At 71.9% G+C, this 22726-nt stretch carries 23 protein-coding genes; 10 read left to right on the forward strand and 13 right to left on the reverse strand.

What is annotated here, in order from left to right:
- Window positions 1–8 precede the first annotated feature (8 nt).
- The gene (locus tag KIS93_RS23205; protein ID WP_080045674.1) at window positions 9–776 is read right to left on the reverse strand and encodes an NERD domain-containing protein; all 768 of its coding nucleotides are present in this window, start codon (window positions 774–776) and stop codon (window positions 9–11) included.
- 174 nt (window positions 777–950) lie between these two features.
- Here KIS93_RS23205 and KIS93_RS23210 point away from each other — a divergent pair, with 174 nt between their 5' ends.
- Entirely contained in the window at window positions 951–1547 is a 597-nt protein-coding gene (locus KIS93_RS23210; RefSeq protein ID WP_230465841.1) for a TetR/AcrR family transcriptional regulator, read from the forward strand.
- On the opposite strand, the gene KIS93_RS23215 is transcribed toward KIS93_RS23210, so the two are convergent.
- From KIS93_RS23215 to KIS93_RS23225, 3 genes are read right to left on the reverse strand one after another with little or no spacing between them, the layout of a single operon-like run.
- Window positions 1512–2564 carry an acyl-CoA dehydrogenase family protein gene (locus KIS93_RS23215; RefSeq protein WP_080045672.1) on the reverse strand — a complete coding sequence of 351 codons (1053 nt, stop codon included), beginning with the start codon at window positions 2562–2564 and terminating at the stop codon, window positions 1512–1514. The two genes, KIS93_RS23210 and KIS93_RS23215, sit on opposite strands and share 36 nt — an antisense overlap.
- A complete protein-coding gene (locus KIS93_RS23220; protein WP_155129218.1) occupies window positions 2561–3724 on the reverse strand; it encodes an acyl-CoA dehydrogenase family protein in 1164 nt (387 codons plus the stop codon). The genes KIS93_RS23215 and KIS93_RS23220 overlap by 4 nt, the downstream gene beginning before the upstream one ends.
- Entirely contained in the window at window positions 3721–4923 is a 1203-nt protein-coding gene (locus KIS93_RS23225; RefSeq protein WP_080045671.1) for an acyl-CoA dehydrogenase family protein, read from the reverse strand. The genes KIS93_RS23220 and KIS93_RS23225 overlap by 4 nt, the downstream gene beginning before the upstream one ends.
- A gap of 107 nt (window positions 4924–5030) precedes the next feature.
- Here KIS93_RS23225 and KIS93_RS23230 point away from each other — a divergent pair, with 107 nt between their 5' ends.
- Window positions 5031–5621 carry a GNAT family N-acetyltransferase gene (locus KIS93_RS23230; protein ID WP_080045670.1) on the forward strand — a complete coding sequence of 197 codons (591 nt, stop codon included), beginning with the start codon at window positions 5031–5033 and terminating at the stop codon, window positions 5619–5621.
- Between the two features lie 56 nt (window positions 5622–5677).
- The gene (locus KIS93_RS23235; protein ID WP_080045669.1) at window positions 5678–8089 is read left to right on the forward strand and encodes an nSTAND1 domain-containing NTPase; all 2412 of its coding nucleotides are present in this window, start codon (window positions 5678–5680) and stop codon (window positions 8087–8089) included.
- A 10-nt stretch (window positions 8090–8099) separates the two neighbouring features.
- Here the strand turns inward: KIS93_RS23235 and KIS93_RS23240 are convergent, their stop codons facing one another.
- On the reverse strand, window positions 8100–8588 hold the full coding sequence (locus KIS93_RS23240; protein ID WP_080045668.1) for a DUF1360 domain-containing protein: 489 nt from the start codon (window positions 8586–8588) through the stop codon (window positions 8100–8102).
- A gap of 70 nt (window positions 8589–8658) precedes the next feature.
- Between KIS93_RS23240 and KIS93_RS23245 the strand changes: the two genes are divergently transcribed.
- Window positions 8659–9255, forward strand: coding sequence for a nucleotidyltransferase (locus KIS93_RS23245; RefSeq protein ID WP_080045667.1), 597 nt, complete (start codon window positions 8659–8661; stop codon window positions 9253–9255).
- Window positions 9256–9335: 80 nt separating this feature from the next.
- Here the strand turns inward: KIS93_RS23245 and secA2 are convergent, their stop codons facing one another.
- The 4 genes from secA2 to KIS93_RS23265 form a co-directional block, all read right to left on the reverse strand.
- On the reverse strand, window positions 9336–11546 hold the full coding sequence (gene secA2 / locus KIS93_RS23250) for an accessory Sec system translocase SecA2 (RefSeq protein ID WP_080045666.1): 2211 nt from the start codon (window positions 11544–11546) through the stop codon (window positions 9336–9338).
- 145 nt (window positions 11547–11691) lie between these two features.
- On the reverse strand, window positions 11692–12552 hold the full coding sequence (locus KIS93_RS23255) for a DMT family transporter (protein ID WP_080045665.1): 861 nt from the start codon (window positions 12550–12552) through the stop codon (window positions 11692–11694).
- A gap of 204 nt (window positions 12553–12756) precedes the next feature.
- Entirely contained in the window at window positions 12757–13560 is an 804-nt protein-coding gene (locus KIS93_RS23260) for an SAM-dependent methyltransferase (protein ID WP_080045664.1), read from the reverse strand.
- Between the two features lie 77 nt (window positions 13561–13637).
- The gene (locus tag KIS93_RS23265) at window positions 13638–14717 is read right to left on the reverse strand and encodes an acyltransferase family protein (protein WP_186404402.1); all 1080 of its coding nucleotides are present in this window, start codon (window positions 14715–14717) and stop codon (window positions 13638–13640) included.
- A gap of 149 nt (window positions 14718–14866) precedes the next feature.
- Here KIS93_RS23265 and KIS93_RS23270 point away from each other — a divergent pair, with 149 nt between their 5' ends.
- The 3 genes from KIS93_RS23270 (at window position 14867) to KIS93_RS23280 (ending at window position 16905) form a co-directional block, all read left to right on the forward strand.
- Complete coding sequence (locus tag KIS93_RS23270; RefSeq protein ID WP_080045662.1) at window positions 14867–15211, forward strand: PRC-barrel domain-containing protein; 345 nt, start codon at window positions 14867–14869, stop codon at window positions 15209–15211.
- A 115-nt stretch (window positions 15212–15326) separates the two neighbouring features.
- Window positions 15327–15698 carry a VOC family protein gene (locus KIS93_RS23275; RefSeq protein ID WP_080047555.1) on the forward strand — a complete coding sequence of 124 codons (372 nt, stop codon included), beginning with the start codon at window positions 15327–15329 and terminating at the stop codon, window positions 15696–15698.
- Window positions 15699–15906: 208 nt separating this feature from the next.
- The gene (locus KIS93_RS23280; RefSeq protein ID WP_230465840.1) at window positions 15907–16905 is read left to right on the forward strand and encodes a DMT family protein; all 999 of its coding nucleotides are present in this window, start codon (window positions 15907–15909) and stop codon (window positions 16903–16905) included.
- On the opposite strand, the gene KIS93_RS23285 is transcribed toward KIS93_RS23280, so the two are convergent.
- Window positions 16832–17983 (reverse strand): FAD-dependent monooxygenase, encoded by a 1152-nt coding sequence (locus KIS93_RS23285; protein ID WP_080045661.1) that lies wholly within the window; start codon window positions 17981–17983, stop codon window positions 16832–16834. The two genes, KIS93_RS23280 and KIS93_RS23285, sit on opposite strands and share 74 nt — an antisense overlap.
- A gap of 82 nt (window positions 17984–18065) precedes the next feature.
- Here KIS93_RS23285 and KIS93_RS23290 point away from each other — a divergent pair, with 82 nt between their 5' ends.
- A complete protein-coding gene (locus tag KIS93_RS23290) occupies window positions 18066–18626 on the forward strand; it encodes a TetR/AcrR family transcriptional regulator (RefSeq protein WP_222107601.1) in 561 nt (186 codons plus the stop codon).
- A gap of 14 nt (window positions 18627–18640) precedes the next feature.
- Here the strand turns inward: KIS93_RS23290 and KIS93_RS23295 are convergent, their stop codons facing one another.
- On the reverse strand, window positions 18641–19594 hold the full coding sequence (locus tag KIS93_RS23295) for a TIGR03557 family F420-dependent LLM class oxidoreductase (RefSeq protein WP_080045660.1): 954 nt from the start codon (window positions 19592–19594) through the stop codon (window positions 18641–18643).
- A 62-nt stretch (window positions 19595–19656) separates the two neighbouring features.
- Between KIS93_RS23295 and KIS93_RS23300 the strand changes: the two genes are divergently transcribed.
- Window positions 19657–19806: a GPGG-motif small membrane protein gene (locus tag KIS93_RS23300; protein WP_165959640.1), complete on the forward strand. Its 150-nt coding sequence runs from the start codon at window positions 19657–19659 to the stop codon at window positions 19804–19806.
- A 141-nt stretch (window positions 19807–19947) separates the two neighbouring features.
- Window positions 19948–21729 carry a PP2C family protein-serine/threonine phosphatase gene (locus KIS93_RS23305; protein ID WP_155129216.1) on the forward strand — a complete coding sequence of 594 codons (1782 nt, stop codon included), beginning with the start codon at window positions 19948–19950 and terminating at the stop codon, window positions 21727–21729.
- Window positions 21730–21738: 9 nt separating this feature from the next.
- On the opposite strand, the gene KIS93_RS23310 is transcribed toward KIS93_RS23305, so the two are convergent.
- Both KIS93_RS23310 and KIS93_RS23315 read right to left on the reverse strand, forming a co-directional pair.
- Window positions 21739–22482 carry a metallophosphoesterase family protein gene (locus KIS93_RS23310; RefSeq protein WP_206066985.1) on the reverse strand — a complete coding sequence of 248 codons (744 nt, stop codon included), beginning with the start codon at window positions 22480–22482 and terminating at the stop codon, window positions 21739–21741.
- Entirely contained in the window at window positions 22475–22723 is a 249-nt protein-coding gene (locus KIS93_RS23315) for a BON domain-containing protein (RefSeq protein ID WP_080045658.1), read from the reverse strand. Before KIS93_RS23315 ends, KIS93_RS23310 begins: the two co-directional genes overlap by 8 nt.
- Between the last annotated feature and the right edge of the window lie 3 nt (window positions 22724–22726).

Raw genomic sequence — 22726 nt, forward strand, 5'->3', positions numbered from 1 at the left:
GTACAAGATCAGAGGCGCTGCAGCTCGCGGGCGGCGGTGCGGGCCAGCAGCTCGATCTGGGAGTCGTTGAGCACGCCGGCGTCGGCCGACCTGATCAGCCGGGCCGCCGTGCGCGGCCGCAGCAGCGTGAGGCCCTCGGCGGACACGACGCCGTTCCTGGGCAGGACGCCGCAGTGGACGGCGATCATGGGGGTGATCGTGACGGGCACGCCGGTCTCGCGGGTGAGCAGCTCGGCGAACGCCTCGGCCTTGTCGACCAGCGCCTTGGCGGTCTTGCTGCCGTACTTCTCGCCGAAGAACAGCCGCCCCACGTAGCAGGCGATCTCGACGTCGGGCGCCCACGACTCGTTGTCGATGATCCAGACGCCGCCCGGGCCGATCACGAGGTGGTCGATGCTGGCCTGGTCGCGGATGGCCCGGCCGTCGAGCACCTGGTAGCCCCGTCGCCGCAGCGTGCGGCGCAGGAGGCGGCCGGTGATCAGCTCACCGCGCCGGGCGCCCCGCCACACCGCTGTGCGGTAGAAGGAGTACCAGTCGAGAAACCAGTCTCCGCCGTACACGGCCGCGGCGGCCAGCACGCCGGTCAGGGCGGAGACGCCGGCGAGGCCGAACCTCAGGCCGAGCGCCACGCCGATGATGAACCCCACACCCGCCTTGACGTACCGGTACTTGCGCCGGTTCGGCGCGTCCTCGCGCCAGAACTTCTCGTACCACCACTGCGGGGACGACCCTGTGTACTTCTCGTTGGGCTGCACGTAGATCGAGCCACCGGGCACGGCAAACTCCCCGAATGAAGTAGATGTTGTACAGGATCTGCCACGCCGAAGATCCCTCGCCGGTCAAGGGATACCCGCTCCCCAACCAAGGCGAGCCTAAGGTGACGGAATTAGTACCCGCAAGACCATCAACCGACCAGTCGGTATGCTAAGGCGGTGACCAAGGGGGACCATGTGAAAGACGAACCGGTCAGGCAGCGGTTGCTCGCCGAGGCGACCCGGCTGTTCGCCGAGCGGGGCTTCGAGAGCACCTCCGTTCAGGAGATCGTCGTGGCGGCGGGCGTCACCAAGGGCGCCATGTACCACTATTTCGACTCCAAGGACGACCTGCTGCACGAGATCTACGCGCGGGTCCTGCGCATGCAGATGGACCGGCTGACGCAGATCGCCGACGGCCCCGGCACGATCGAGCAGCGCCTGCACCGGGCCGCGGCCGACGTCGTGGAGACGACGGCCGCCAACCTCGACGACTCGAAGATCTTCTTCAGGTCGATCCACCTGCTCGCGCCCGAGACGCAGAAGACCGTGCGGGCCGAGCGCCGCCGCTACCACGAGCGCTTCCGCGGGCTCGTGGCCGAGGGGCAGCGCACCGGCGTCTTCAGCGACCGCGTACCGGCGGAGCTGGTCGTCGACTTCTTCTTCGGCTCGGTGCACCACCTGGGCAGCTGGTTCCACGCGGACGGGCCGCTGACCGGCGCCCAGGTGGGCAAGCACTTCGCCGACCTGCTGCTGACCTCACTCGACCCCGGGGCCGGGCACGTCCACGAGTGAGGCCAGCGCGGCGCGGTGGTCGCCGGGCGTGCCCAGCGCGATCTCCGTCGCCTTCGCGCGCTTGAGATAGAGATGGACGGGGTGCTCCCACGTCATCCCGATCCCGCCGTGCAGTTGCAGGGCCTCCTCGGCCGCGTGCACGGCCACACCCGCGTTCCACGCCTGGGCCACGGCCACCGAGACCGACGAGGCGTCCGCCACCGCGTTCCTGGCCGCCGCCCTGGCGCGCACCACGTCCAGCCAGAGATCGGCCAGCCGGTGCTTGATCGCCTGGAAGGAGCCGACCGGACGGGCGAACTGGTGGCGCTCCTTGACGTAGGCCAGCGTCGTCTCCAGGCACCACTCGGCGACGCCGAGCTGCTCGGAGGCCAGCAGCCCCGCCCCGAACCGCAGCACGGCGGCCACGTCGCACGCCCCCACGCGCCGCGCCGGCGTGCGCGCGAACGTCACCGTGGCGACCGGCCTGGTCAGGTCCAGGGACGGCACGACCTCGACCGCCGCGCCCTCGGCCGCGTAGAGGTCGCCGTCCACCGGCACCAGCAGCACGTCGGCCACGTCCGCCCCGGCCACGCCGGTGACGGTCCCGGACAGCCGGCCCTCGCCGTCCACGGTCACGGACGAGCCGCGCCCCGGCACGTACGGGGAGGCGGCGAACGACACGGCCAGCGCCGCCGTCCTCCGCCCCTCGGCCAGCTCGCCCAGCAGCGCGTCCCTGGTCGGCAGCAGCGCCTGCGTGGCCAGCACCGCGCTGGTGAGGAACGGCACCGGCGCGACCGCCCGGCCCAGCTCCTCCAGCACCACGGCCGCCTCGGCCGGGCCCGCCCCGGCGCCGCCCAGCTCCTCGGGGATCAGCAGCCCGGCCACGCCGATCTCGCCGGCCAGGGTCTTCCACAGGTCCAGGTCGGTGGGCTCCGACTCGATGCGCTTGAGCACCGCGGCGGGCGGGCAGCGGTCGGCCAGCAGGCCCCGTACGGAGGCCCTGAGCTCCTCCTCGACCTCGGAGTACAGCAACGTCATCGCGGCAGGTCCTTCCAGGGCACGTCCTTGTCGACACGGGGTTCGGAGGGCAGGCCGAGCACCCGCTCGGAGATGATGTTGCGCAGGATCTCGGAGGTGCCGCCCTCGATGGAGTTGCCCTTGGCCCGCAGGTAGCGGTAGCCGGGGCCGCGGCCGTAGAAGTCGACGTCCTCGGAGCGGCGGAAGGTCCAGTCGTCGTAGCCGAGGTCGCGGCGCAGCTCGACGTCGAGGCCGGTCAGTGCCTGGTTGAGCTTGGCGAACGACAGCTTCATGCCCGACCCCTCGGGGCCGGGCTGCCCGGCGGCCAGCTGCTCGCGCAGGCGCGCCCCCGACAGGCGGGTGACCTCGGCCTCCACCCACAGCGACAGCAGCCGCTGGTGCAGGTCGTGGCTGCGCAGCTCGGGGTGCTCGCGCCAGGCCGACAGGACGGTGGCCATGACGCCGCCGCCGCGCCGCGTGGGGGCGCCGCCGATGGCGACGCGCTCGTTCATCAGCGTGGTCTGCGCGACCCGCCAGCCGTCGCCGACCTCGCCGAGCCGCAGGTCGTCGGAGAGCCGCACGCCGGTGAGGAACACCTCGTTGAACTCGGCCTCACCGGTGATCTGCCGCAGCGGCCGCACCTCGACGCCCGGCGCGTGCATGTCGCACACGAAGTACGTCAGGCCGCGGTGCTTGGGCACGTCCGGGTCGGTGCGGGCGACGAGGATGGCCCAGCGGGAGTGGTGCGCGCCGGACGTCCACACCTTCTGGCCGTCCACCACCCACTCGTCGCCGTCCCTGACGGCCCGCGTCGCCAGCGTGGCCAGGTCGGACCCGGCGCCGGGCTCGCTGAAGAGCTGGCACCAGATCTCCTCGCCCGTCCACAGCGGCCGCAGGAACCGGCGTTTCTGCTCCTCGGTCCCGAACGCCAGGATCGTCGGCGCCGCCATGCCCAGGCCGATGCCCTGCTTGCCGCTGTTGAGCTGCGGCGTGTCGGCCAGCTCCCGCTCGACGACCTGCTGCAGCTCGCGGCCGACGCCCAGGCCGCCGAGCCCTTCGGGGAACCACACCCAGGCGAGCCCGGCGTCGAACCTGGCCCGCAGGAACTCCAGCCGGTCCCCATGGGGGTCGTGCTCGCCGAGGAACGCCGCCACGCGCTCCTTGATCTCAGCTTCGTTCACATCCACCTCTTGAGCTCGCGATAGGCCAATGACCGCTTGTGCACCTCGTCGGGGCCGTCGGCCAGGCGCAGGGAGCGGGCGCCGGCCCAGAGGCCGGCCAGGGGGAAGTCCTGGGAGACGCCGCCCGCGCCGTGGACCTGCACGGCCTTGTCGAGGATCCACTCCACGGTGACGGGAGTGGAGATCTTGATTGCCTGGATCTCGGTGTGGGCGCCCTGGTTGCCCACCGTGTCCATGAGCCAGGCCGTCTTGAGCACGAGCAGGCGGGCCTGCTCGATCTTGATGCGGGACTCGGCGATCCAGTCCTGGACGACGCCCTGCTGCGCCACGGGCTTGCCGAACGCGGTCCTGGCCAGGGCCCGCTTGCACATCATCTCGACCGCGCGCTCGGCCATGCCGATCAGGCGCATGCAGTGGTGGATGCGGCCGGGGCCGAGCCGGGCCTGGGCGATGGCGAAGCCGCCGCCCTCCTCGCCGATGAGGTTGCCCGCCGGGACGCGGACGTCCTCGAACACGACCTCGGCGTGGCCCCCGTGGTCGGCGTCGGTGTAGCCGAAGACCCGCATGCCGCGCTTGACGTGCACGCCGGGGGTGTCGCGGGGCACGAGGATCATGCTCTGCTGGCGGTGCTTGGGCGCGTCGGGGTTCGTCTTGCCCATGACGATGAAGATCTTGCAGTTGGGGTTCATGGCGCCGCTGATGAACCACTTGCGGCCGTTGATGACGTACTCGTCGCCGTCGCGGGTGATGGAGGTGGCGATGTTGGTGGCGTCGGAGGAGGCCACGTCGGGCTCGGTCATCGCGAACGCCGAACGGATCTCGCCGTCGAGCAGCGGCCGCAGCCACTCCTTGCGCTGCCACTCGTTGCCGAACATGGCCAGCACTTCCATGTTGCCCGTGTCGGGGGCCGCGCAGTTGGTGGCGACGGGCGCGATGGACGGGCTCCGGCCCATGATCTCGGCGAGGGGCGCGTACTGGAGGTTCGTCAGGCCGGCGCCGTGCTCGCCGGGCAGGAACAGGTTCCACAGGCCGCGCTTCCTGGCCTCGTCCTTGAGGTCCTCCAGCAGGGGCGGCGGGCTCCAGCCGCTGGTGGCGGCCTGCTCCTCGAAGGCGGGTTCGGCCGGGTAGACGCATTCGTCCATGAAGTGGAGCAGGCGCTCGCGCAGGTCCTCGGTGACGTGGTCATAGGCGAAGTCCATGGGCGTGAGCCTACCGACCGGCCGGTATGAGTGTCGACAGGTGGTTCCCCGTAAAAAGGTGCAGGTGGCCATAAAAGTGGCACAAGGGGTCTCGTAGGGTTGCCGCCATGACCGCGAAGCTGCCTGCGCCGGTGGTGCTCGAGAACGACGTCGTCCGCCTCGAACCCCTCACCATGGACCACGTACCCGACCTGTTCGCCGCCGGCGGCGGCGACGACGAGCTGTGGCGCTGGCTGCCCATCGACACCCCGCGCACCGAGGAGGACCTGGGCAAGGTCGCCAGGAAGCTGATCGACGACGACGTGCACGTGCCGCACGCCGTGGTGCTCAAGGACGGCGGGCGCGCCGTCGGCTGGACCACCTACGCCGACGTGCCCGGCTTCGACCAGAGCATCGAGATCGGCTGGACCTGGTACGGCCGGGCCGTCTGGCGCACCGCCGTGAACACGAGCTGCAAGCTCCTGCTCATCGACCACGCCTTCACCCTCGGCTACAACCGCGTCCTGCTCAAGACCGACAACCTCAACCTCCGCTCGCAGAACGCGATCAAGCGCATCGGCGGCGTGCACGAGGGCACCCTGCGCCGGCACCGCAAGCGCTCGGACGGCACCTGGCGCGACACCGTCTGTTTCGGCATCCTCGAAGAGGAGTGGCCGCCGCACCGCGACCGGTTGGCGGCCCGCCTGAACCAGTTCTGACCCGTACAAGCACAGCCCGCCTGAACCTTTCCCAGAAGGGCGGCGTCTCATCCCGCATGACCGACAGGCTGGGGGGCTACTGGCTCGGCGCCCGGCTCGACGGCGGCGGGCAGGTCGTCGTGCGCGAGGCGTACGACGAGTCGGGCACCCGCCACGCCCTGGGCGTGCCGTGCGTGCCCGACGCCGAGGCGCGGGCCAGGCTCGCGGCGGCGGCCGAGGCGGCCGGGCAGGTGCGCTCGCTGTCGGTGGCCAGGCTGACCGCCGCCTGCCTCGACACCGACCCGCCCTACCTGGTCAGCGAGTACATCGAGGGCCCCACCCTGCGGCAGGTGGTGTGCCGGCACGGCCCCTACGCGGGCGACGACCTCTACCGGCTGGCCGCCGCCACGGCCACCGCGCTGGCGGCCGTGCACGAGGCGGGCGCCACGCACGGGGCGCTCACGCCGGACAAGGTCGTCCTCGGCGCCGAGGGGCCCCGCCTGGTCGGGCTCGGCCTGTCGGGCGACGGCGGCGGCCCGGCCGCGGACGTGCACGCCTGGGGCCGCCTGCTGGTCTTCGCCGCCTACGGGCCCGACGAACGATTACCCGGCGTGCGCGACGACGGCGGCGAGCGCTTCGACCGGCCGTTACGCGGCCTCGTCGCCGCCGCGCTGCACCGCGACCCCGACCGGCGCCCGAGCGCCCGCCAGCTCCTCATGTCCCTGCTCGACGCGCCCCAGTCGCAGCAAGGCCGCCTGTTACCGCCCGAGCCCGTGGACGACCCGCCGCTCGGCGCCCGCGCCGAGGCCGTCCACGCGCGGCTCAGCCCCGCCGAGCAGGCTCTGGTGCCGGACGTGTTCCTGCGCCTGGTCGGCGTGGACGCCGAGGGCGCCGACACCGTGGTGAGCGCCGGCCTGGACGAGCTGGTCGCCGGGCGGGCCGGCGACGAGACGGCCGCGATCGAGCGGGTGCTGGCCGCGTACCGGGAGGCCGGGCTGATCGAGGAGCCGCCGCGGATCGCCCACGCCGCGCTGCTGCGGGCCTGGCCCCGGCTGCGGGAGTGGCTGGACGGCGAGCGCGCCGGGCTGGCCGTGCACCGGGAGCTGGCGCGGGCGGCCCGGCAGTGGGAGGCGGGCGGGCGGCGGGAGGCGCAGCTCCTCCAGGGGGAGCCGCTGGACCGGGCGCTGGCGTGGGCGGCCGGCGGGCGGCGGCGGCTGACGTTGAGCGCGGGCGAGCAGACCTTCCTGGACGAGGCCCTGGCGCACGCGCGGCGGCGGGCACGGGAACGGGCGCGGAAGCGGCGCACGGCCGTGGCGGGGCTGCTGTCGGTGGCCCTGGTGGCGGTGCTGCTCGCGCTCTGGCAGCGCGGCGCGGCCGACGGGCGGCTGGCCGAGACGATGTCCAGGGTGGCCGCCTCGCGGGCCGAGTCGCTGCGGGTGGCCGACCCGGTGACCGCATGGAGGCTGGCCCTGGCCGCGTGGCGGCTGGCGCCCACGCCCGAGGCCCGGCGGGCGCTGACCGCGTACGACCCGGCGGTGGCGGTGTTCGCCGACCCGCACGCGGGGCCGCGCGCGCTGCACGCCATCACCGCCGACGGCGCCACGCTCGCCGCACTCGACGAGGGCACGCTGCGGCTGTACGACCTGGCCACCGGCCGCACGCTGGCCACCGCGCCCGGCCCCGCGCAGAGCGTCCGGGCGATGGCGTGGGCCCCCGACAACCGCACGCTGGCCCTGGTCGGGGTGGACCGCTCCTACCTGTACGACCTGCGCACCGGCGTCATGGGCCGCCCCTTCGGCAGGGGGCTGGGCGCGCCCGGCGAGCAGTCCGCCTGGTTCAGCCCCGGAGGCCGGCTGCTGTTCGCGGCGGCCAGGCAGTCGGGCGAGCGGTGGGCGTGGGACCTGCGGGCACGGCGGGCCGCCTACGTCGGCGAGTACGCGGTGATCGGCCCCGGCGACCGGCTGGCGCTGGTGTTCGACGGGAAACGCTCGCAGCTGCGGCGCGGCGGCCGCGCGACACCCGCGCCGTGGCTGGAGCGGATGCCGTGGGAGTACACCACGTTCGCCCCCGACGGCGTGCGCGTGGCCATCGCCGAGGAGACCGGCATCCAGATCTACGGCCTGGACGGGGTGCCCACCCACAACAGCCGCTACCGCCCCTCCCCCGGGCGGCTGCGCTTCAGCTGGGACGGGCGGCTGCTGATCAGCACCGACAGCGACCGCGTCCGGGTCTGGCGGCTCGACCACGGCACTCAAATCGCCGACCGGCGGGTGCTCGCCTCCGCGGACCGGCCCGCCGAGGCCGCCATCTCGGCGGACGGGCGGTGGCTGCGCGTGCTGGCCGGGCGCGGCACCGTCCTGACCATCGACCTGGCCGCGCCCGCCGCTCCCGCGCGGCCGGACGCGTGGGTGTGCGAGCGGTACGGGCCGCTCTCGCCCGCGGAGTGGCGGCGGCACCTTCCGGAGGTGCCCTACCGGGAAACCTGCTGAGAAGGGTTGCTCACTCCTCCGCCGACTTCATCAGCTTCGCGTAGGCGAACTGCAGCCAGTCCGAGACCGCCACCGCCGTCATCGTCGCGCCCACCAGCCGGGTCACCCGGGGAGCCAGCACGAGCCCGGCCGCGTACGCGGTGGCCACCCACTGGGCCAGGCAGAACGGGCAGGCCAGCAGCTCGCCGATGGCGCCGCGCGGCTTCTCCTGCACCTCGGACGGGCCGCCCTGCCCCTCGTACCGGGTGAACGGGGCCCGCAGCGGGCTGGTCACCGGGTCCTTGGCCAGGCGGCGCGACACCTTGTGCGTGCAGGCCGCCATCAGCGCCAGGTCCATCAGGCCGATCTGCTCGGGCGCCTTGCGGCCCGCCAGCATCGCCACGGCCGCGGCCACGCCGACCGTTCCGCCGTACGTGACGAGCAGCCCGACGTAGCCGCCCAGCGGCCGGTCGTGCCCGTTCTCGTAGGCTTGTTCCGTCTTCTGCAGGATGTCGGTCATAGCTTCCCGCGCTACCCGCAACCCCTGGCTCCCAACGTCTACTTGACGATCGTTTGGGTAGCCCGACCACATGAGTAGCCACGGTCACGCGGTCACCGACGCCATCCTCGACACGCTGAAGCGGGCCAGCTCGGGGCTGAAGGACGCCGGAGTGAAGTTCGCGCTGGCCGGAGGGTGCGCCGCGTACGCGCGTGGCGCCGCCCCTTCGCTGCACGACGTGGACTTCGTCCTGACCGAGCACGATGTGCCCGCCGCCTTGGAAGCGCTGCGCGGGCTCGGCTTCCAGACGGCCAAACCGCCCGAGGACTGGCTGGTCAAGGCGTACGACGACGGCCGGCTGGTGGACCTGATCTTCCGGGTGTCCGACCTGGCGATCACCGACGCGTTGCTCGACCGGGCCGAGCCGTTGAAGGCGTCGGCGGTGATCGTGCCCGTGCTGGAGGCCACCGACCTGGTCATCTCGTGGCTGCTGCCGCTGTCGGAGCACGCCTGCGACTACGGCGCGCTGCTGGCGCAGGTGCGCGCGCTGCGCGAGCAGGTGGACTGGCCGCGGGTGGCCGCGGTGACGGCGGAGTCGCCGTACGCGACCACGTTCATCACCCTGCTGGAGCGGCTGGGCGTGCTGGACGGGCCGGTCGTGCCGTCGGGCGACCCCAAGTGGCCCTGAGCCGCTGTCGGGCGACCTCTGAGCGGCCCTGAACCGCCGTCGGGTGACCCCCAAGCGGCCCTGAGCCTCCCGAGACGGGATCAGCCGCGCCGGCTGGCGGCCGTGACCCGCTTGAGGATGCGGTCCCACTCGGTGCCGAACGGGTTGTCCTGCACCAGGTAGGTCCACGTCGCCGTGGGCCGCTTCAGGTCGGGCTCCGGCGCCTCGAACGCCTCCAGCGAGCGCTTCTCCACCTCGGCCAGCAACGCTTTGTACTCCGCCACCGCCTCGCGGTGGAACTCGTCGATCGGGCTCATCCGGCCCAGCGCCCGCAGGTGGATGCCCTCGCGCAGGTCCGTCAGGAACGCCAGGTGCTCGGTCCAGCAGCGGTCGATGGCGTACAGCACGATCTGGCGGGCCGTCTCCTCCCTGGTGTCCTCGGGCATGGCCGCCCAGCGCTCGGGGTCGGCCTCGGCCAGCGCCTTCGCGGCGGCGTCGCCGTGCAGCACCTTGTCGCGCCACTCCAGAATGAGCTCGCGCTGGTGCTCCAGCAGCCGGGTGTAACGCCACGTGTTGCGGTGGATCTCCAGGTTCACGCCTTCCGCGACGCGCTGGGCGTGACCCACGAGGTACGCGCCGCGCCGGTGGCGGACGACCCCGTCGGCGTCGGCGGCGGGCGGTCGCTCGTCGGGGACGAACTGGGTGATCAGCTCGTCCTTCATGCTGACGAAGAAGACCGAGCCGCCGGGGTCGCCCTGGCGGCCCGCGCGGCCGCGGAGCTGGTCGTCGAGGCGGCTGCTGGCGTGCCGGCCCGAGCCGATCACGTAGAGGCCGCCGAGCTCGGCCACGCCCTCCCCGAGCCGGATGTCGGTGCCGCGGCCGGCCATCTGCGTGGAGACGGTGATGGCGCCGCGCTCGCCCGCCCTGGCGATGATCGCGGCCTCTTCCGCGTCGTTCTTGGCGTTGAGGACGACCGGCTCCAGGCCGCGCCGCTGCAGCAGTTTGGCGAGGTTCTCCGACTCGGCCACGTCGAGGGTGCCGATGAGGATCGGCCGGCCCGTCTCGTGGACGGTCTGGATCTCCTCCACCAGCGCCGCGTCCTTGTCGGGCACGGTCGGGTAGATGCGGTCGGGCTCGTCCACGCGCACGCACGGCCGGTTCGACGGGATGACCGCGACCTTGAGGCCGTAGAACTCGCCCAGCTGCTCGCTGACGGCCACCGCCGTGCCCGTCATGCCGCAGATCTGCGGGTAGCGGCGGATCAGGCCCTGCACGGTGATCGAGTCGAGGATCTCGCCCTTCTCGCTCGGCGCCAGCGCCTCCTTGGCCTCCACGGCCGCCTGGAGGCCGTTGGGCCAGCGCTGCAGCAGCGCCACCCGGCCGCGCGAGGGGTTGATGAGCTGCACCTTGCCGTCGCGCACGATGTAGTCGACGTCGCGGGTCAGCAGGGCGTGGGCGTGCAGGGCCAGGTTCAGCTCGATGAGCGTGCCCGGCTCGTGCTCGTCGTAGAGGTCGACGCCGAGCAGGTTCTCGACGGTGTCGGCGCCCTTGGGCGTGAGGTAGACGTTGCGGGCCTGCTCGTCGATCTCGTAGTGGTAGCCGCGGACGAGCTGGCGCACCAGCGCCGCCATCTCCGGCACCGCGTTGCCCGGATCGGCCGCCCCGGCCATGACCAACGGCACCCGGGCCTCGTCGACGAGCACGGAGTCGGCCTCGTCGATCAGCGCCACCTCGGGCGCGGGCACGATGATCTCGCTCGCGTCGGTGCGCAGCCGGTCGCGCAGCACGTCGAAGCCGATCTCGCTGACCGGCCCGTACGTGACGTCCTTCGCGTACGCCTCGCGCCGCTCCTCCGGCGTGGAGTTCTGGTCGATCCAGCCGACGCCGACGCCCAGCGCCTCGTAGAACGGGCCCATCCACTCGGCGTCGCGCTTGGCCAGGTAGTCGTTGACCGAGATGACGTGCACGCGCTTGCCCTGCAACGCGTAGCCGGCCGCCGCCATGGCGCCCGACAGGGTCTTGCCCTCGCCGGTGGCCATCTCGGCGACCTTGCCGTCGAGCAGGGCGAGCGTGCCCAGGAGCTGCACGTCGTACGGCCGCAGCCCCAAGGTGCGGTCGGCGGCCTCGCGCGCGACGGCGCAGAACTCGGCCAGATCGCTCATGTCGGGCCTGGGCAGCTCGTCGAGCTCACGGAGCTCGCGCAGGCGTTCCGCCCGGCCCTCGGCCGCCTTGACGATCTTCTGATAGGGCGTCAGAGGGACGCCTCCAGGACGATCCAGGAGGTTCCTCAGTATTCCCTTAAACGAGGCCACAGTTCCTCCAACGCACGCTTCGCCGACACCGTTCCCTTCATTCGTCGGGGCCCGTCGCTTGGCCTTGGGGCCGGGGAGCGGAGCGACGATCCGGCAAGCGTCGCCGTACCGGACCTTAACTCATCCGGCGCCCAGGACCGTCACATCACGCCGTTTCCGCCCGTGCGGCGAGCACCGTGACGGCGGCCAGCAGCAGCACGCAGCCCGACCAGGCCACCGGCGTGAGCCGCTCCCCGAACAGCAACACGCCGAGCAGCGCCGCGCCCACCGCCTCGCCGAGCGAGATGATCGACACGGTGGTGGCCCGCAGGGCGGTCAGCGCGCGGAAGAACAGCCCGTACGCGAGCGCCGTCGGCACCGCGCCCAGGTAGCCGAGCAGCGCCACCGAGGCCCAGCTCACCTCGGGCACCACCCCTTCCGCCAGCGCGAACGGCGCCAGGCACACCGCGCCGACCACGAACCCGCCGACCGCCGCCGCGCGCGGGTCGTCGTCCCTGCCGTGCCGCGACAGCAGCGTGACCCCCGCGTAGCCGGCGGCCGAGACCAGGGCGAAGGCGATGCCGGGGAACGAGCCCGCCCGCAGCGCGGCCTCGCCCGTGAGCAGGAGCAGCCCGGCCAGCGCGGCGGCCAGGGCGCCGAGCGCGATCCGGCCCAGGCGCTCGCGCAGCAGGAAGCGGCTGCCCAGCGCGGTGAAGACCGGGGTGGCGCCCATCGTGACGACGGTGGCCAGGGCGACGCCCGCGTGGGCGATCGCGGCGAAGTACGCGGTCTGGTAGACGGCCATGCCGGCGCCGACGAGCAGCGTGCGGCCGTTCCACGTGAAGGGGGTGCCCCGGGTGAGCAGGAGCAGGAAGGCGGCGCCGAGCAGGTAGCGCCACAGGGAGACGCCGACGGGGCCGAGGCCGCCGGTGTCGAAGAGGAGGGAGCCGGCGGCGCCGCCGGTGCCCCAGGCGGTCGCGGCGACGGACACGTAAAGGGCGCCCCGCCGGGCGGAGACGTGGGTCATGACAGGGTTCTCCGGGTGGAGTGGTCGGAATGGGCCCGGTGTGCGGGCAGCGGCCACCCCCGGATCGGTCAGACCCGGAAATTTCAGGAAATGCCGCCCGCTAGTGGGCGGCGGGCGGGGAGCAAATCAGACGTCTCGGCACGGCACACAGCTTACGGGCTCGCGCAGGCGCCCCCAAGCGGGTTATATGACGCTTCGAGCGGGTCAGGGCTTGCGGGCGACCCCGCCCAGCAGCAGCTCCTCCCAGGACGCGAGCGGGCCGGGCAGGCGCTCGTCGGGATGCCACTCGGGGAGGTGCACCACGCCCGGCTCCACCAGCTCCAGGCCGTCGAAGAAGCGCTCGATGGCCGCCCGGTCGCGGAAGTAGCCGGTGCCCATCGTGGCCTGCAGCATCACCTCCAGCGCCTTGGCCTTCGGGTTGTCGGAGGCCAGGAAGCTGGAGACGGCCAGGTAGCTGCCGCGCGGCAGCGCGTCCGCGTAGGCCCTGACCAGCGCGTGCGGGTTCTCCCTGTCGGAGAACAGGTGCAGCAGCCCGACGGCGATGACCGCCGTCGGCTGCGACAGGTCCAGGAGGCGCAGCACGGCGGGGTGCCCGAGCACGCCCGCCACGTCGCGGGCGTCGGCGGTGATCGCGTCGGCGTACGGGTTGCCGTGGAGTAGCGCGCGGGCGTGCGGCTCGACCATGGGGTCGATGTCCACGTACACGACCTTGGCCCTGGGGTCGGCGAACTGGGCGACCTCGTGCGTGTTCTCCACGGTGGGCAGGCCGGCGCCGAGGTCGATGATCTGCCTGATGCCGGCCTCGCGGACCAGGAAGTCGACGACCCGCCCGATGAAGGCGCGGTTGCACCAGACGAGGTCCACCACCTCGGGCACCGCGGCCTTCAGCTTGCGTGCCACCGAGCGGTCGGCGGCGAAGTTCTCCATGCCGCCCAGCAGCGCGTCGTGCACCCGTGCCACGCTCGGCCGCTCCGGGTCAACGCCGGGAGGCACCCACTCCACGCTCATCCGACCTCCTCGCGCGGATCGTATCCGCACCTGGGCCCCGGCGCCCTGGCTGGCGGCCGGTTGTCAGGAGAGTCAGATCATCCTGTCGGGCTGCCCGCCGGCGCCGCCGCGTGCGCGGGCTGCCGCTTCGACAGCAGCCGCTTGAGCCGGGGCGCCAGGGGCCGCTCCACGAACCGGTGCACGAGGTACGCCGCCGCCAGCATGACCACGATCATCGCGACGAGCAGCACGTACTTGTTGACCAGGCCCTCCAGCCGGGCGAACAGGATGAAGCCGACATGCGCGTGCAGGAGGTACAGCGGGTACGTGAGCGCGCCCGCCGTGACCAGCCACGCCCGGGCCAGCCGGCTCGTCACCCGCAGCGCCACGAACGTCATGATCAGGAAGATCGCCACGACGACGGCGGTGATGACGGTGGGCGAGTAGGTCACGTGGTAGCGCGTCCCGACCGCCTCGGCGTAGCCGATCGCCCGGTAGACCGCGTTCCCCAGGCAGATCGGCACGAGCAGCGCGATCTGCCAGTCCATCCCGAACCGGTACAGCATGAACAGCGCCATCCCGGCGATGAAGTAGTGGGAGAACTCCGACTGCACGACCAGGTCCGCGATGCCCGGCAGCACGCCCAGCTCGACCAGGAACGTCAGCGCCAGCCAGCCCCACAGGCCGGCCATGATCCGGCCCCTGGTTATCCCGATCCAGGTGGCGACCAGCATGAGCAGGTAGAACCGCATCTCGGCCCAGAGAGTCCAGTAGACGACGTCCACGTTCTCGATGTTCGGGACGGCCTGGAACATCGTCAGGTTGGCCAGCACCTGCGGCAGCGACACGTGGAACAGGCCCTGCCCCAGCGTCACCGTGACCAGCGCGGTGACCGCGATGCCCACCCAGTAGGCCGGATAGAGCCGCACCACCCGGGAGACCACGAACTGCCGGGGCGTCCTCCCCCAGGCGCTCATCAGCACGACGAAACCGCTGATCAGGAAGAACAGGTCGACGCCGAGATAGCCGTACTTGGCCCACGCGGACTCGGTCACGAACGTCACCGTCGTCTTGCCCCCGGCCCAGCCGGAGAACACGTAGTGGAACAGCACGACGCACAGAGCCGCCAGTAACCGCAGCCCGTCGATCTCGTAGAGGCGTTCTGGCCTGGTTCGCATGGCCGTCTCCTTCCGGTGTGCAGATGGTGGCGGCATCAGCTTGAGAGTTGGTAAACGATCGCCAAAGGCATTCTTACGGGTTTACACGAAAAGCGACGGGTAGTTGATGGCTTGCCCGACAAGACGGAAGAAGAGAGGAAGAGAGCCCAATGGAGCTCTGGGACTATCGACCTGACGTCTACGACCGTGGGCAGGCTCTGGACCTGGTGGGATACCACGTCCAGGCGACCGACGGGAAGATCGGGTCCGTCGACGAGGCGACGTACGAGGTCGGCGAGAGCTACATCATCGTCGACACCGGCCCCTGGATCTTCGGCAAGAAGGTCCTGCTCCCGGCCCGGGTGATCACGAACATCGATCCCCAGGAACGCAACGTGTTCGTGTCGCGTACCAAGGCCGAGATCAAGGACGCGCCCGAGTTCGACGAGGGCAAGTTCAAGGAGCCCGAGTACCGGTCGCGGCTGGGGGACTACTACGGCCGCTTCCCCGGGTGACTTGATGTTGTGAGCGGAGGGCCGCGCCGTCCCGGCGCGGCCCTCTGTCATGGTTCGTCATGTCCTTTCGTGTACCTGACAGGAGGTGGCAGGTACGGCTGACAGGCTGATGGGCATGACGACGAAAGCAAGCCTCCTGGCCTTCACCATCGACTGCGACGACCCCAAGGCGCTGGCCGCCTTCTACCACGAGGTGACCGGCATGGAGGTCACCTACGCCGAGGACGAGTACGCCGCCATCACCGACGGCACCGTCAACATCTACTTCGGCCGCGTCCCCGACCGTAAGCCGGTCGAGTGGCCGAGCCCGGACAAGCAGTTCCACCTCGACCTCCAGGTGCCGGACGTGGAGGCGGCGGCGGCCGAGTACGTCGCGCTGGGCGCCACCCGGCCCGAGTTCCAGCCCGGCGTCACGGAGGAGGGCACGCGGTGGATCGTGCTGCGGGATCCGCAGGGGCACCTGTTCTGCGTCTGCCGCAAGTCGTGACGCGCCTGGGGTCGCCTCCGGTGGCGGGCCGGCCTTGGAGCAGCCGGCGCCTGCCCGCCACCGTCGCCCCAAGGATGCGCCACATGTTCGTGCAGGTCGGAGGCAACTTATCCCGATTTTTCGGCCTAAAGGATGATTGTGCAGCTTCTGCTGCCTCTTAAGCTGGAGCAATGCTCCTGAAAGGATCCCTGTTGCTGCGCGGGCCGCGATGACCTGGGTCGGCATGCTGATCGCCCTCGCCGGAGCGCTGGGATACGCGCTCGGCGCGGCGATGCAGCAGTACGAGGTCGTGGCCGAGGGCGCCTCGCTCAGCCTGGTCAAACGCCCTCGATGGTGGGTCGGCGGCATCATCTCCTTCAGCGGTGCCTGCCTGCACGCCGTCGCGCTGAGCTTCGCCCCGCTGGTCGCCGTGCAGCCCATCAGCGTGGCCACGCTGGTGTTCGCGGTGCCGCTGGCCGCGTTCATGTACGGGCGCCGGCCGTACCGCGCCGAGATCCTGGGCTCGGTCGCCGTGGCCGTGGGCCTGCTGTGGCTCATGCTGCTGGTGCCCGCGCACAACGTGACGCCGGTGCTGAGCGACGGCGCGGCGCTCATGTTCATCGCCGTGATCGCGGCGATCGCGCTGGTCACGCAGCTCGTCGCGAGCCGCGTGCACGGCCCGGCCAAGGCCATGCTGCTCTCGGTGGGCGCCGGGGCCGTGACGGCGAGCGTGTCCACGTTCGTACGGGTGATCGGCGGCGGGATGCAGGGCGACTGGGGGCGGCTGATCCACTGGTTCAGCCTCGCCGTGCCCGTGCTGCTGATCTGCGCCGTGGTGCTGCTCCAGCGCTCGTACGCCGTGGGCTACTTCGGCATCGCCTACGCCGGCGTGCAGGTCATCGACCCCATCACCTCCGTGCTGGCCGGGGCGATCCTGCTCGGCGAGCCGCTGCCGACCTCCCCTTCGACGGCCGTGCCCGCCCTGCTGGCCGCCGCCCTGACCATCGGCGGGACGATCACGCTCGGCCGGCTGGCCCCCGATCACCAGGCCAAGCCCGTGCCCGCGCCGCCGGTGCCCGTGGAGAGCCCGATGCCCCGGGCCGCCGTGCAGCCGCCGGCCGCCGTTCAGACATCGGTCAACGTGCAGACGTCGGTCACCGTGCGGCCTCAGCCGGTGGACGCCAGCCCAGCACCTCGTCCATCGACCGCAACATCAGATCTGGGCTGAGCCGGGCCGCCGCCGACACCCCGAAGTCGCGCAGCCCCACGGCCAGCGGGTGGCGCAGCTTGCTCATGCGGCACAACGTCCACGACCGCTGGACGATCTTCGCGGTCCGCTCCCCGCGCGCCGCGCTGTAGGCGGCCAGCCCGCCGTCGGACGCGGCCGCGCTCGCGTGGTGGGCGAGCACCACCCCGTCCTCGATCGCCTGGCAGGCGCCCTGCCCGAGGTTCGGCGTCATCGCGTGCGCCGCGTCGCCGACCAGCGCGACCCGGCCCCGGTGGAAGGCGGGCAGCGGCTCGGCGTGGTGATAGACGTCGTTGCGGATGATCCGGGCGGGATCGGCCGCCCGCAGCAGGGCCGGGATCGGGTCGTGCCAGCCGCCGAACCTGCGCAGCAGCTCCTCGCGCTCGTCCGCGTGCACGGTGCCGGCGGGCAGCACGTCGGTGGCGTAGACGTAGACGATGTCGCCGGCCAGCAGGTGGATGCCGAACACCAGGCCCCTGCCCCAGCTCTCGGAGCGCGGCACGTCGAGCCCGCCGCGCGGGACGAGGCCGCGCCAGGCCGTCACCCCTGAGTAGACCGGCCCGGGATGGGCGGGGAAGAGCGCGGCGCGGGTGGCCGAGTGGATGCCGTCGGCGCCCACGACGAGATCGGCCTCCAGGTCCCCCTCCGAGGTCCGGACGAGGCCCTTGTCCGCGTCCACGTCCGAGACGGTCGTTCCCAGGCGGACGTGCTCGCGGCCGAGCGCGTCGGCGAGGACGTCCATCAGCGTGGCCCGCAGCATGATCACCACCGAGTCGCCGTACTTGGCGTCGGCGGCGGCCTCCGTGGTGTGCGTCAGCCAGCGGCCGTCGGCCCGGCGCAGCCCGAGCCGGCCCTCGGCGGTGGCCAGGCTCCTGACGCGGTCGCCCACGCCGAGGACGTCGAGCGCCTTGAGCGCGTTCGCGGCGATCGCCAGCCCCGACCCGACCGGCTCGATCGCGGGGGCGCGCTCCAGCACGATCACCTCCCACCCCTTGCGCCGCAGCGCCGCCCCGGCGGCCAGCCCGCCGATGCCGCCGCCGATCACCACAGCTCTGGCCATGACAGCCTCCCTTAACTACGTCTGTAGTGCCACCCTACTACGTCTGTAGTCCGGTCTCACTACCGCTGTAGTATCGGGTGCCGTGAAACGCTCCGACCTCGTCGCCGACACGGCCATCACCCTGCTCGCCGAGCGCGGCATGCGCGGCCTCACCCACCGGGCCGTGGACGAGGCCGCCGGCCTGCCGCCCGGCTCCACCTCCAACCTCGCCCGCACCCGGGCGGCCCTGCTGGAGCTGACGCTGTCCCGGCTCACCGAGCTGGAGCAGCAGGCCCTGGCCGGCGCGTACACCGCCGAGGCCGCCGACCTGGCCCGCCTGCCGGAGCTGATGGCGCAGGCGCTGCACATCCAGCTCACGGACCGGCGCCGCACCCTGGCCCGCTACGAGCTGGCCCTGGAGGCCACCCGGCGCCCGGAGCTGCGCCGCATCTACGACGAGGCGGGCCGCCGCTTCCGCGACCCGGCCGTCGCCATGCTCGCCGCCATCGGCTCGCCCGACCCGGTGGCGCACGCCCGCAACCTGGTGGCGTTCGGGGAGGGGCTGATGTTCGACGCGATCGCGGGGGCGGGCAGCGTCCCCACGCCGGAGGAGCTGCGGGACGCCCTCCGCGACCTGCTGGCGGGCATGCTGCGGAGTGGCTGACCGCGCGCCGCCGCTCAGCGGACGCGCGGCAGGACCTCGCGCTGGTAGAAGTCGAAGAACGCGTCCTGCTCCGGCCCGATCTGGTTGACGTACACCTCGTCGAACCCGGCCTCCACGTACTGCCGGATCGCCTGGGCGTGCACCTCGGGGTCGGGCCCGACCGGGCTGCCGGCGACGGCGTCGTCCTCACTGACCATCTCGGCGAGCTGCTCGAAGTGCCGGGGCAGCGGCAGGAGCTGGGCGGCCTCGCCCTTGATGCCCTGGGTGGGCCACAGGCGGTGCACGGTCTTGCGTGCCGCCTTCTCGTCCTCGGCGTAGCACGCCTTGAGGCCGCCGAGCGCGGGCTTGCCGGTGCCGCCCGCCGCGCGGAAGGCGCGTACGGCGTCGGCGTCCGGCGCGACGGAGACGTAGCCGTCGCCCAGCCGCCCGGCCAGCGCCGTGGACTTCTCGCCGAGCCCCGACACCAGGATGGGGGCGGGCTCGTCGGGCAGCGTGTAGAGGCGGGCGGTGTCCACCTGGTAGTGGCGGCCCCGGTGGGTGACCAGCTTGCCGGTGAACAGCTCCCGCATCAGCTCGATGGCCTCCTCCAGCATCTCCAGCCGCTCGCTGAGCGGCGGCCAGCGGGAGTCGACGACGTGCTCGTTGAGCGCCTCGCCGGTGCCGACACCGAGCCGGAAGCGGCCGCCGGTGAGCGCCGCGGTGGTGGCGGTGGCGTGCGCGATCACGACGGGATGCGTGCGGACGAGGGGGCACGTCACGGCGGTGGTGATGGGCAGGGACGTGGCCTCGGCGATCGCCCCGATCACGGACCAGACGAACGGGGCCTGCCCCTGCTCGTCCAGCCAGGGGTGGAAGTGATCGGAGATCCACAGGGCCTCGAAGCCGGCGCGTTCGGCGGCCTTGGCCTGGCGGACGAGCTCCTTGGGGCCGTGCTCCTCACAGGACAGGAAATAACCGAAGGTCGTCATGGTTTTCCTCCTGCCCGGCTGCGATATGTTATGCGGCGCTTCTCCGGGGCAGATGCCAGCCCATGGCTACTTTGCTCTGGATCATCGCGGTAATTCTCGTCATCTCCGGGATCTATGTGATCCTGGCCCGGCGCGATCTGCTCTGGGGGATCGTGCTCATCGTCCTCGGTTTCCTGGTCGGGCCGGGCGGGGTCAGCATCTTCAATGTGTAGGGGGCATTCGACGCGTTCGACGCCCCTGTCCTTACCCGCTGGGCCGGTCCCCGTGAACGGTCCAGCGGTCTCTCTATCGTTTTGCTGAAATATCGCTAGTGACGCTCTTGATCATTCCCGAGCGCCGGGCATGACGAGCGTGTGAGTAGATTTCCGCCGTTCAGCCGCTACGAGTCGGGCGCTGCGTCGGCGAGGGTCCGGGACCAGCTCGTACGGCTGCGCCTGCACATGCGTGAGGAGGCCATCCTCGACGAGGCCGTCGCCCGCCTCGCCACGGAGCTGAACATCCGTCCGGGCGAGGCGGCCGAGCAGCTGTCGAGGATGGCCCAGCACAGCGGCCTGGAGCTGGTCGAGGTCGCCAGGGGCATCGAGCGCTCCCCTGAAGGGCCCAGGCCGCGGCCCGAGGTGCCCGGCTGGGTGAGCGGCATGCTGGAGGCGGTGCACGCCTCGGCCCTCTATCTCACCCCGATCAAGGACGCGACGGGCCGCGTCGTGGACTTCCTCATTCTCGCCGCCAACCGGCACGCCAGGACGGTGGCCGGGCGGACCGCCGCGGAGCTGACGGGGCACCGGCTCATGGAGGCCAGCCCCGGCGTGGCGGGCTCCGGGCTGCTGGACGACTACATCGCCGTCTTCGAGAGCGGCGAGCCGATCCACCGGGAGTCGGTGGAGTTCGTGGAGGCGGTGGACTCCCTGCTGTGGCCCGCGACGCTGGCCGTGCGGGCCTCGCGCGTGGACGGCGGGCTGCTGGTGAGCTGGCGCCCCCTGGACGACGAGGAACTGCTCGTCTCCGGCTGGGAACGCGCCCAGCGGCTGGCCGAGCTGGGCTGGGGCGAGTGGAACCTGGCCACGCAGCGCACGCTGTGGACGCCCCAGATGTATGAGATGTTCGGCCGCGACCGCTCCGACGGCCCGACGCCCCTGGAGGACCTGCCGGCCGTGGTCGTGCCGGAGGACCTGCCGATCGTGGAGGACCTGGTCCGCTCCCTGCTGGAGCACAGGGAGGCGGTCGAGACGGAGTTCAGGATCCAGCACCGGCACGGGGTGCGGCACCTGAGCGTGTTCAGCGAGCCGATCCTCGACGCCGACGGCGTGCCGGTCAAGGTGCGCTGCCTGGCCCAGGACGTGACGAAGAACCGGCGCAAGGAGCGGGCCCTGGCCGTGGCGCACGAGCAGGCGCAGCGGCAGCGCCGGCGGGCCGAGGAGGAGCACCGGATCACGGTGCAGTTGCAGAACACGATCCTGCCGATCCGCCGCGGCCTCATCCACCTGCCGGGCCTGACCGTCGGCGTGCGTTACCTGCCGGGCGAGGAGCTGATCCGGCTCGGCGGCGACTGGTTCAAGGCCCGCCTCATCCCCGACGGCAGGGTGCTGCTCGCCATCGGCGACGCGATGGGGCACGGGCTGACCGCCACCAGCATCATGTTGCAGATGCGTTCGGGGCTGGCCGGCCTCGCCTACACGCAGGCGCCCGCCGACCGGCTCGCCACCTGGCTGAACGACCTGATCGTGCACTCCAACGAGGGCGTCACCGTGACCGGCACGGCCATCATCGGCCACTTCGACCCGCACGACTACACCTTCCAGTGGACGAACGCCGGTCATCTGGCCCCGCTCCTCATCAGGGACGGCCGGCCCCAGCCGATCGACGGCACGCAGGGGATGATGCTCGGCGCGTTCGACGTGACCGAGTACCAGATGACGACCACCGCGCTCCAGTCGGGCGACGTCCTGCTGCTCTACACCGACGGGGTGGTGGAGCGGCGCGGGCAGGACCTGGAGGCGGGCATCGACGCCCTGCTCCAGGCCGCGCGCTCCTGCGCCGCCGACGATCCGGAAGAGCTGATCGACTGCGTGCTGGACCGGCTGGGGGGCGACTCGCTGGAGGACGACGTGTGTCTCCTCGCCGTGCGAGTCCTCTAGGCGAGTTCGCTAGGGGTGGGTCTGCAGGTCGTCGGCGCAGTTGAGGCAGTACACGCAGTACGCCCTGCCGAGCACCGGCAGCGCCACGTTACGCACCCGGATGCCGCCCGGCGTCATGCCCTTCTCGCTGCCCTTGTGCGCGTGCCCGTGCAGGATCAGGTCGGCGCCGGCCGTGTCGACCGCCTCCGCCAGCAGGTAGCTGCCCAGGAAGGGGTAGATCTCGGGCGGCTCGCCCTCCAGCGTCTCCTTGATCGGGGAGTAGTGCGACAGCACCACGCGGTGGTCGGCCACGATCTCCTTCAGCGCCACCTTCCACGCCTCGGCGATGTAGCGCGTGTGGGAGACGAAGTTCTTGATCTCGCGCTCGCCGAACTCGCTGGCGCACTTGCCCGCGTACCCGCCGCCGAAGCCCTTGCCGCCGACGACGCCCAGCTTCTTGTCGCCGCACTGCACGACCACGCCGTCGTCGTCGAGCACGATGACGCCGGCGTCGCGCAGCTCGCTGGCGATCTCGTACTGCAGGTCGGAGTGGTAGTCGTGGTTGCCGAGCACCGCGATGACGGGGATCGGCAGGCCGCGCAGCTCGTCGGCCACGACCCGGCCCTCTTCCAGCGTGCCGTGCCGGGTGAGATCTCCCGCCAGCATGAACACGTCCGCACGGTCCTCGATGCCTTCGAGCTTCTTCCTGTACTGGCCTCTGACGTCCTCGCCGAGGTGGATGTCCCCCACGGCGGCTATACGCAGGTCAGTCAAGATGCTCATCCTCCCCCGGCGCGGTCGCCTCAACGACGTTGATCTCGTTGTGCACATGGAGCTCGGGCGCGACCTCGTGCGCCACCTGGCCGAGCCGCTCGCGCTGCTCGGCGCCGCTCACCTGTCCGCGCAGGAAAAGCTGGTCGCCTCTGATGTCAACGCGAATTCCGAGCTCGTGCGTGCGTCCGTCCTCGGCCAGCGCCTGCTGGACACGGGCCGCGACGTACTGCGGAGCTTCCATCGC

Source organism: [Actinomadura] parvosata subsp. kistnae, assembly GCF_900323885.1.
Taxonomy (GTDB): domain Bacteria; phylum Actinomycetota; class Actinomycetes; order Streptosporangiales; family Streptosporangiaceae; genus Nonomuraea; species Nonomuraea composti.

Excerpts from the sequence above, each read along its gene's own strand:
- KIS93_RS23215 (WP_080045672.1), bottom strand. The coding sequence starts at position 2,564 with ATGACGTTGCTGTACTCCGAGGTCGAGGAGGAGCTCAGGGCCTCCGTA.
- KIS93_RS23225 (WP_080045671.1), bottom strand. The coding sequence starts at position 4,923 with ATGGACTTCGCCTATGACCACGTCACCGAGGACCTGCGCGAGCGCCTG.
- KIS93_RS23230 (WP_080045670.1), top strand. The coding sequence starts at position 5,031 with ATGACCGCGAAGCTGCCTGCGCCGGTGGTGCTCGAGAACGACGTCGTC.
- KIS93_RS23235 (WP_080045669.1), top strand. The coding sequence starts at position 5,678 with ATGACCGACAGGCTGGGGGGCTACTGGCTCGGCGCCCGGCTCGACGGC.
- KIS93_RS23240 (WP_080045668.1), bottom strand. The coding sequence starts at position 8,588 with ATGACCGACATCCTGCAGAAGACGGAACAAGCCTACGAGAACGGGCAC.
- KIS93_RS23245 (WP_080045667.1), top strand. The coding sequence starts at position 8,659 with ATGAGTAGCCACGGTCACGCGGTCACCGACGCCATCCTCGACACGCTG.
- KIS93_RS23255 (WP_080045665.1), bottom strand. The coding sequence starts at position 12,552 with ATGACCCACGTCTCCGCCCGGCGGGGCGCCCTTTACGTGTCCGTCGCC.
- KIS93_RS23260 (WP_080045664.1), bottom strand. The coding sequence starts at position 13,560 with ATGAGCGTGGAGTGGGTGCCTCCCGGCGTTGACCCGGAGCGGCCGAGC.
- KIS93_RS23265 (WP_186404402.1), bottom strand. The coding sequence starts at position 14,717 with ATGCGAACCAGGCCAGAACGCCTCTACGAGATCGACGGGCTGCGGTTA.
- KIS93_RS23270 (WP_080045662.1), top strand. The coding sequence starts at position 14,867 with ATGGAGCTCTGGGACTATCGACCTGACGTCTACGACCGTGGGCAGGCT.
- KIS93_RS23275 (WP_080047555.1), top strand. The coding sequence starts at position 15,327 with ATGACGACGAAAGCAAGCCTCCTGGCCTTCACCATCGACTGCGACGAC.
- KIS93_RS23280 (WP_230465840.1), top strand. The coding sequence starts at position 15,907 with ATGACCTGGGTCGGCATGCTGATCGCCCTCGCCGGAGCGCTGGGATAC.
- KIS93_RS23285 (WP_080045661.1), bottom strand. The coding sequence starts at position 17,983 with ATGGCCAGAGCTGTGGTGATCGGCGGCGGCATCGGCGGGCTGGCCGCC.
- KIS93_RS23295 (WP_080045660.1), bottom strand. The coding sequence starts at position 19,594 with ATGACGACCTTCGGTTATTTCCTGTCCTGTGAGGAGCACGGCCCCAAG.
- KIS93_RS23300 (WP_165959640.1), top strand. The coding sequence starts at position 19,657 with ATGGCTACTTTGCTCTGGATCATCGCGGTAATTCTCGTCATCTCCGGG.
- KIS93_RS23315 (WP_080045658.1), bottom strand. The coding sequence starts at position 22,723 with ATGGAAGCTCCGCAGTACGTCGCGGCCCGTGTCCAGCAGGCGCTGGCC.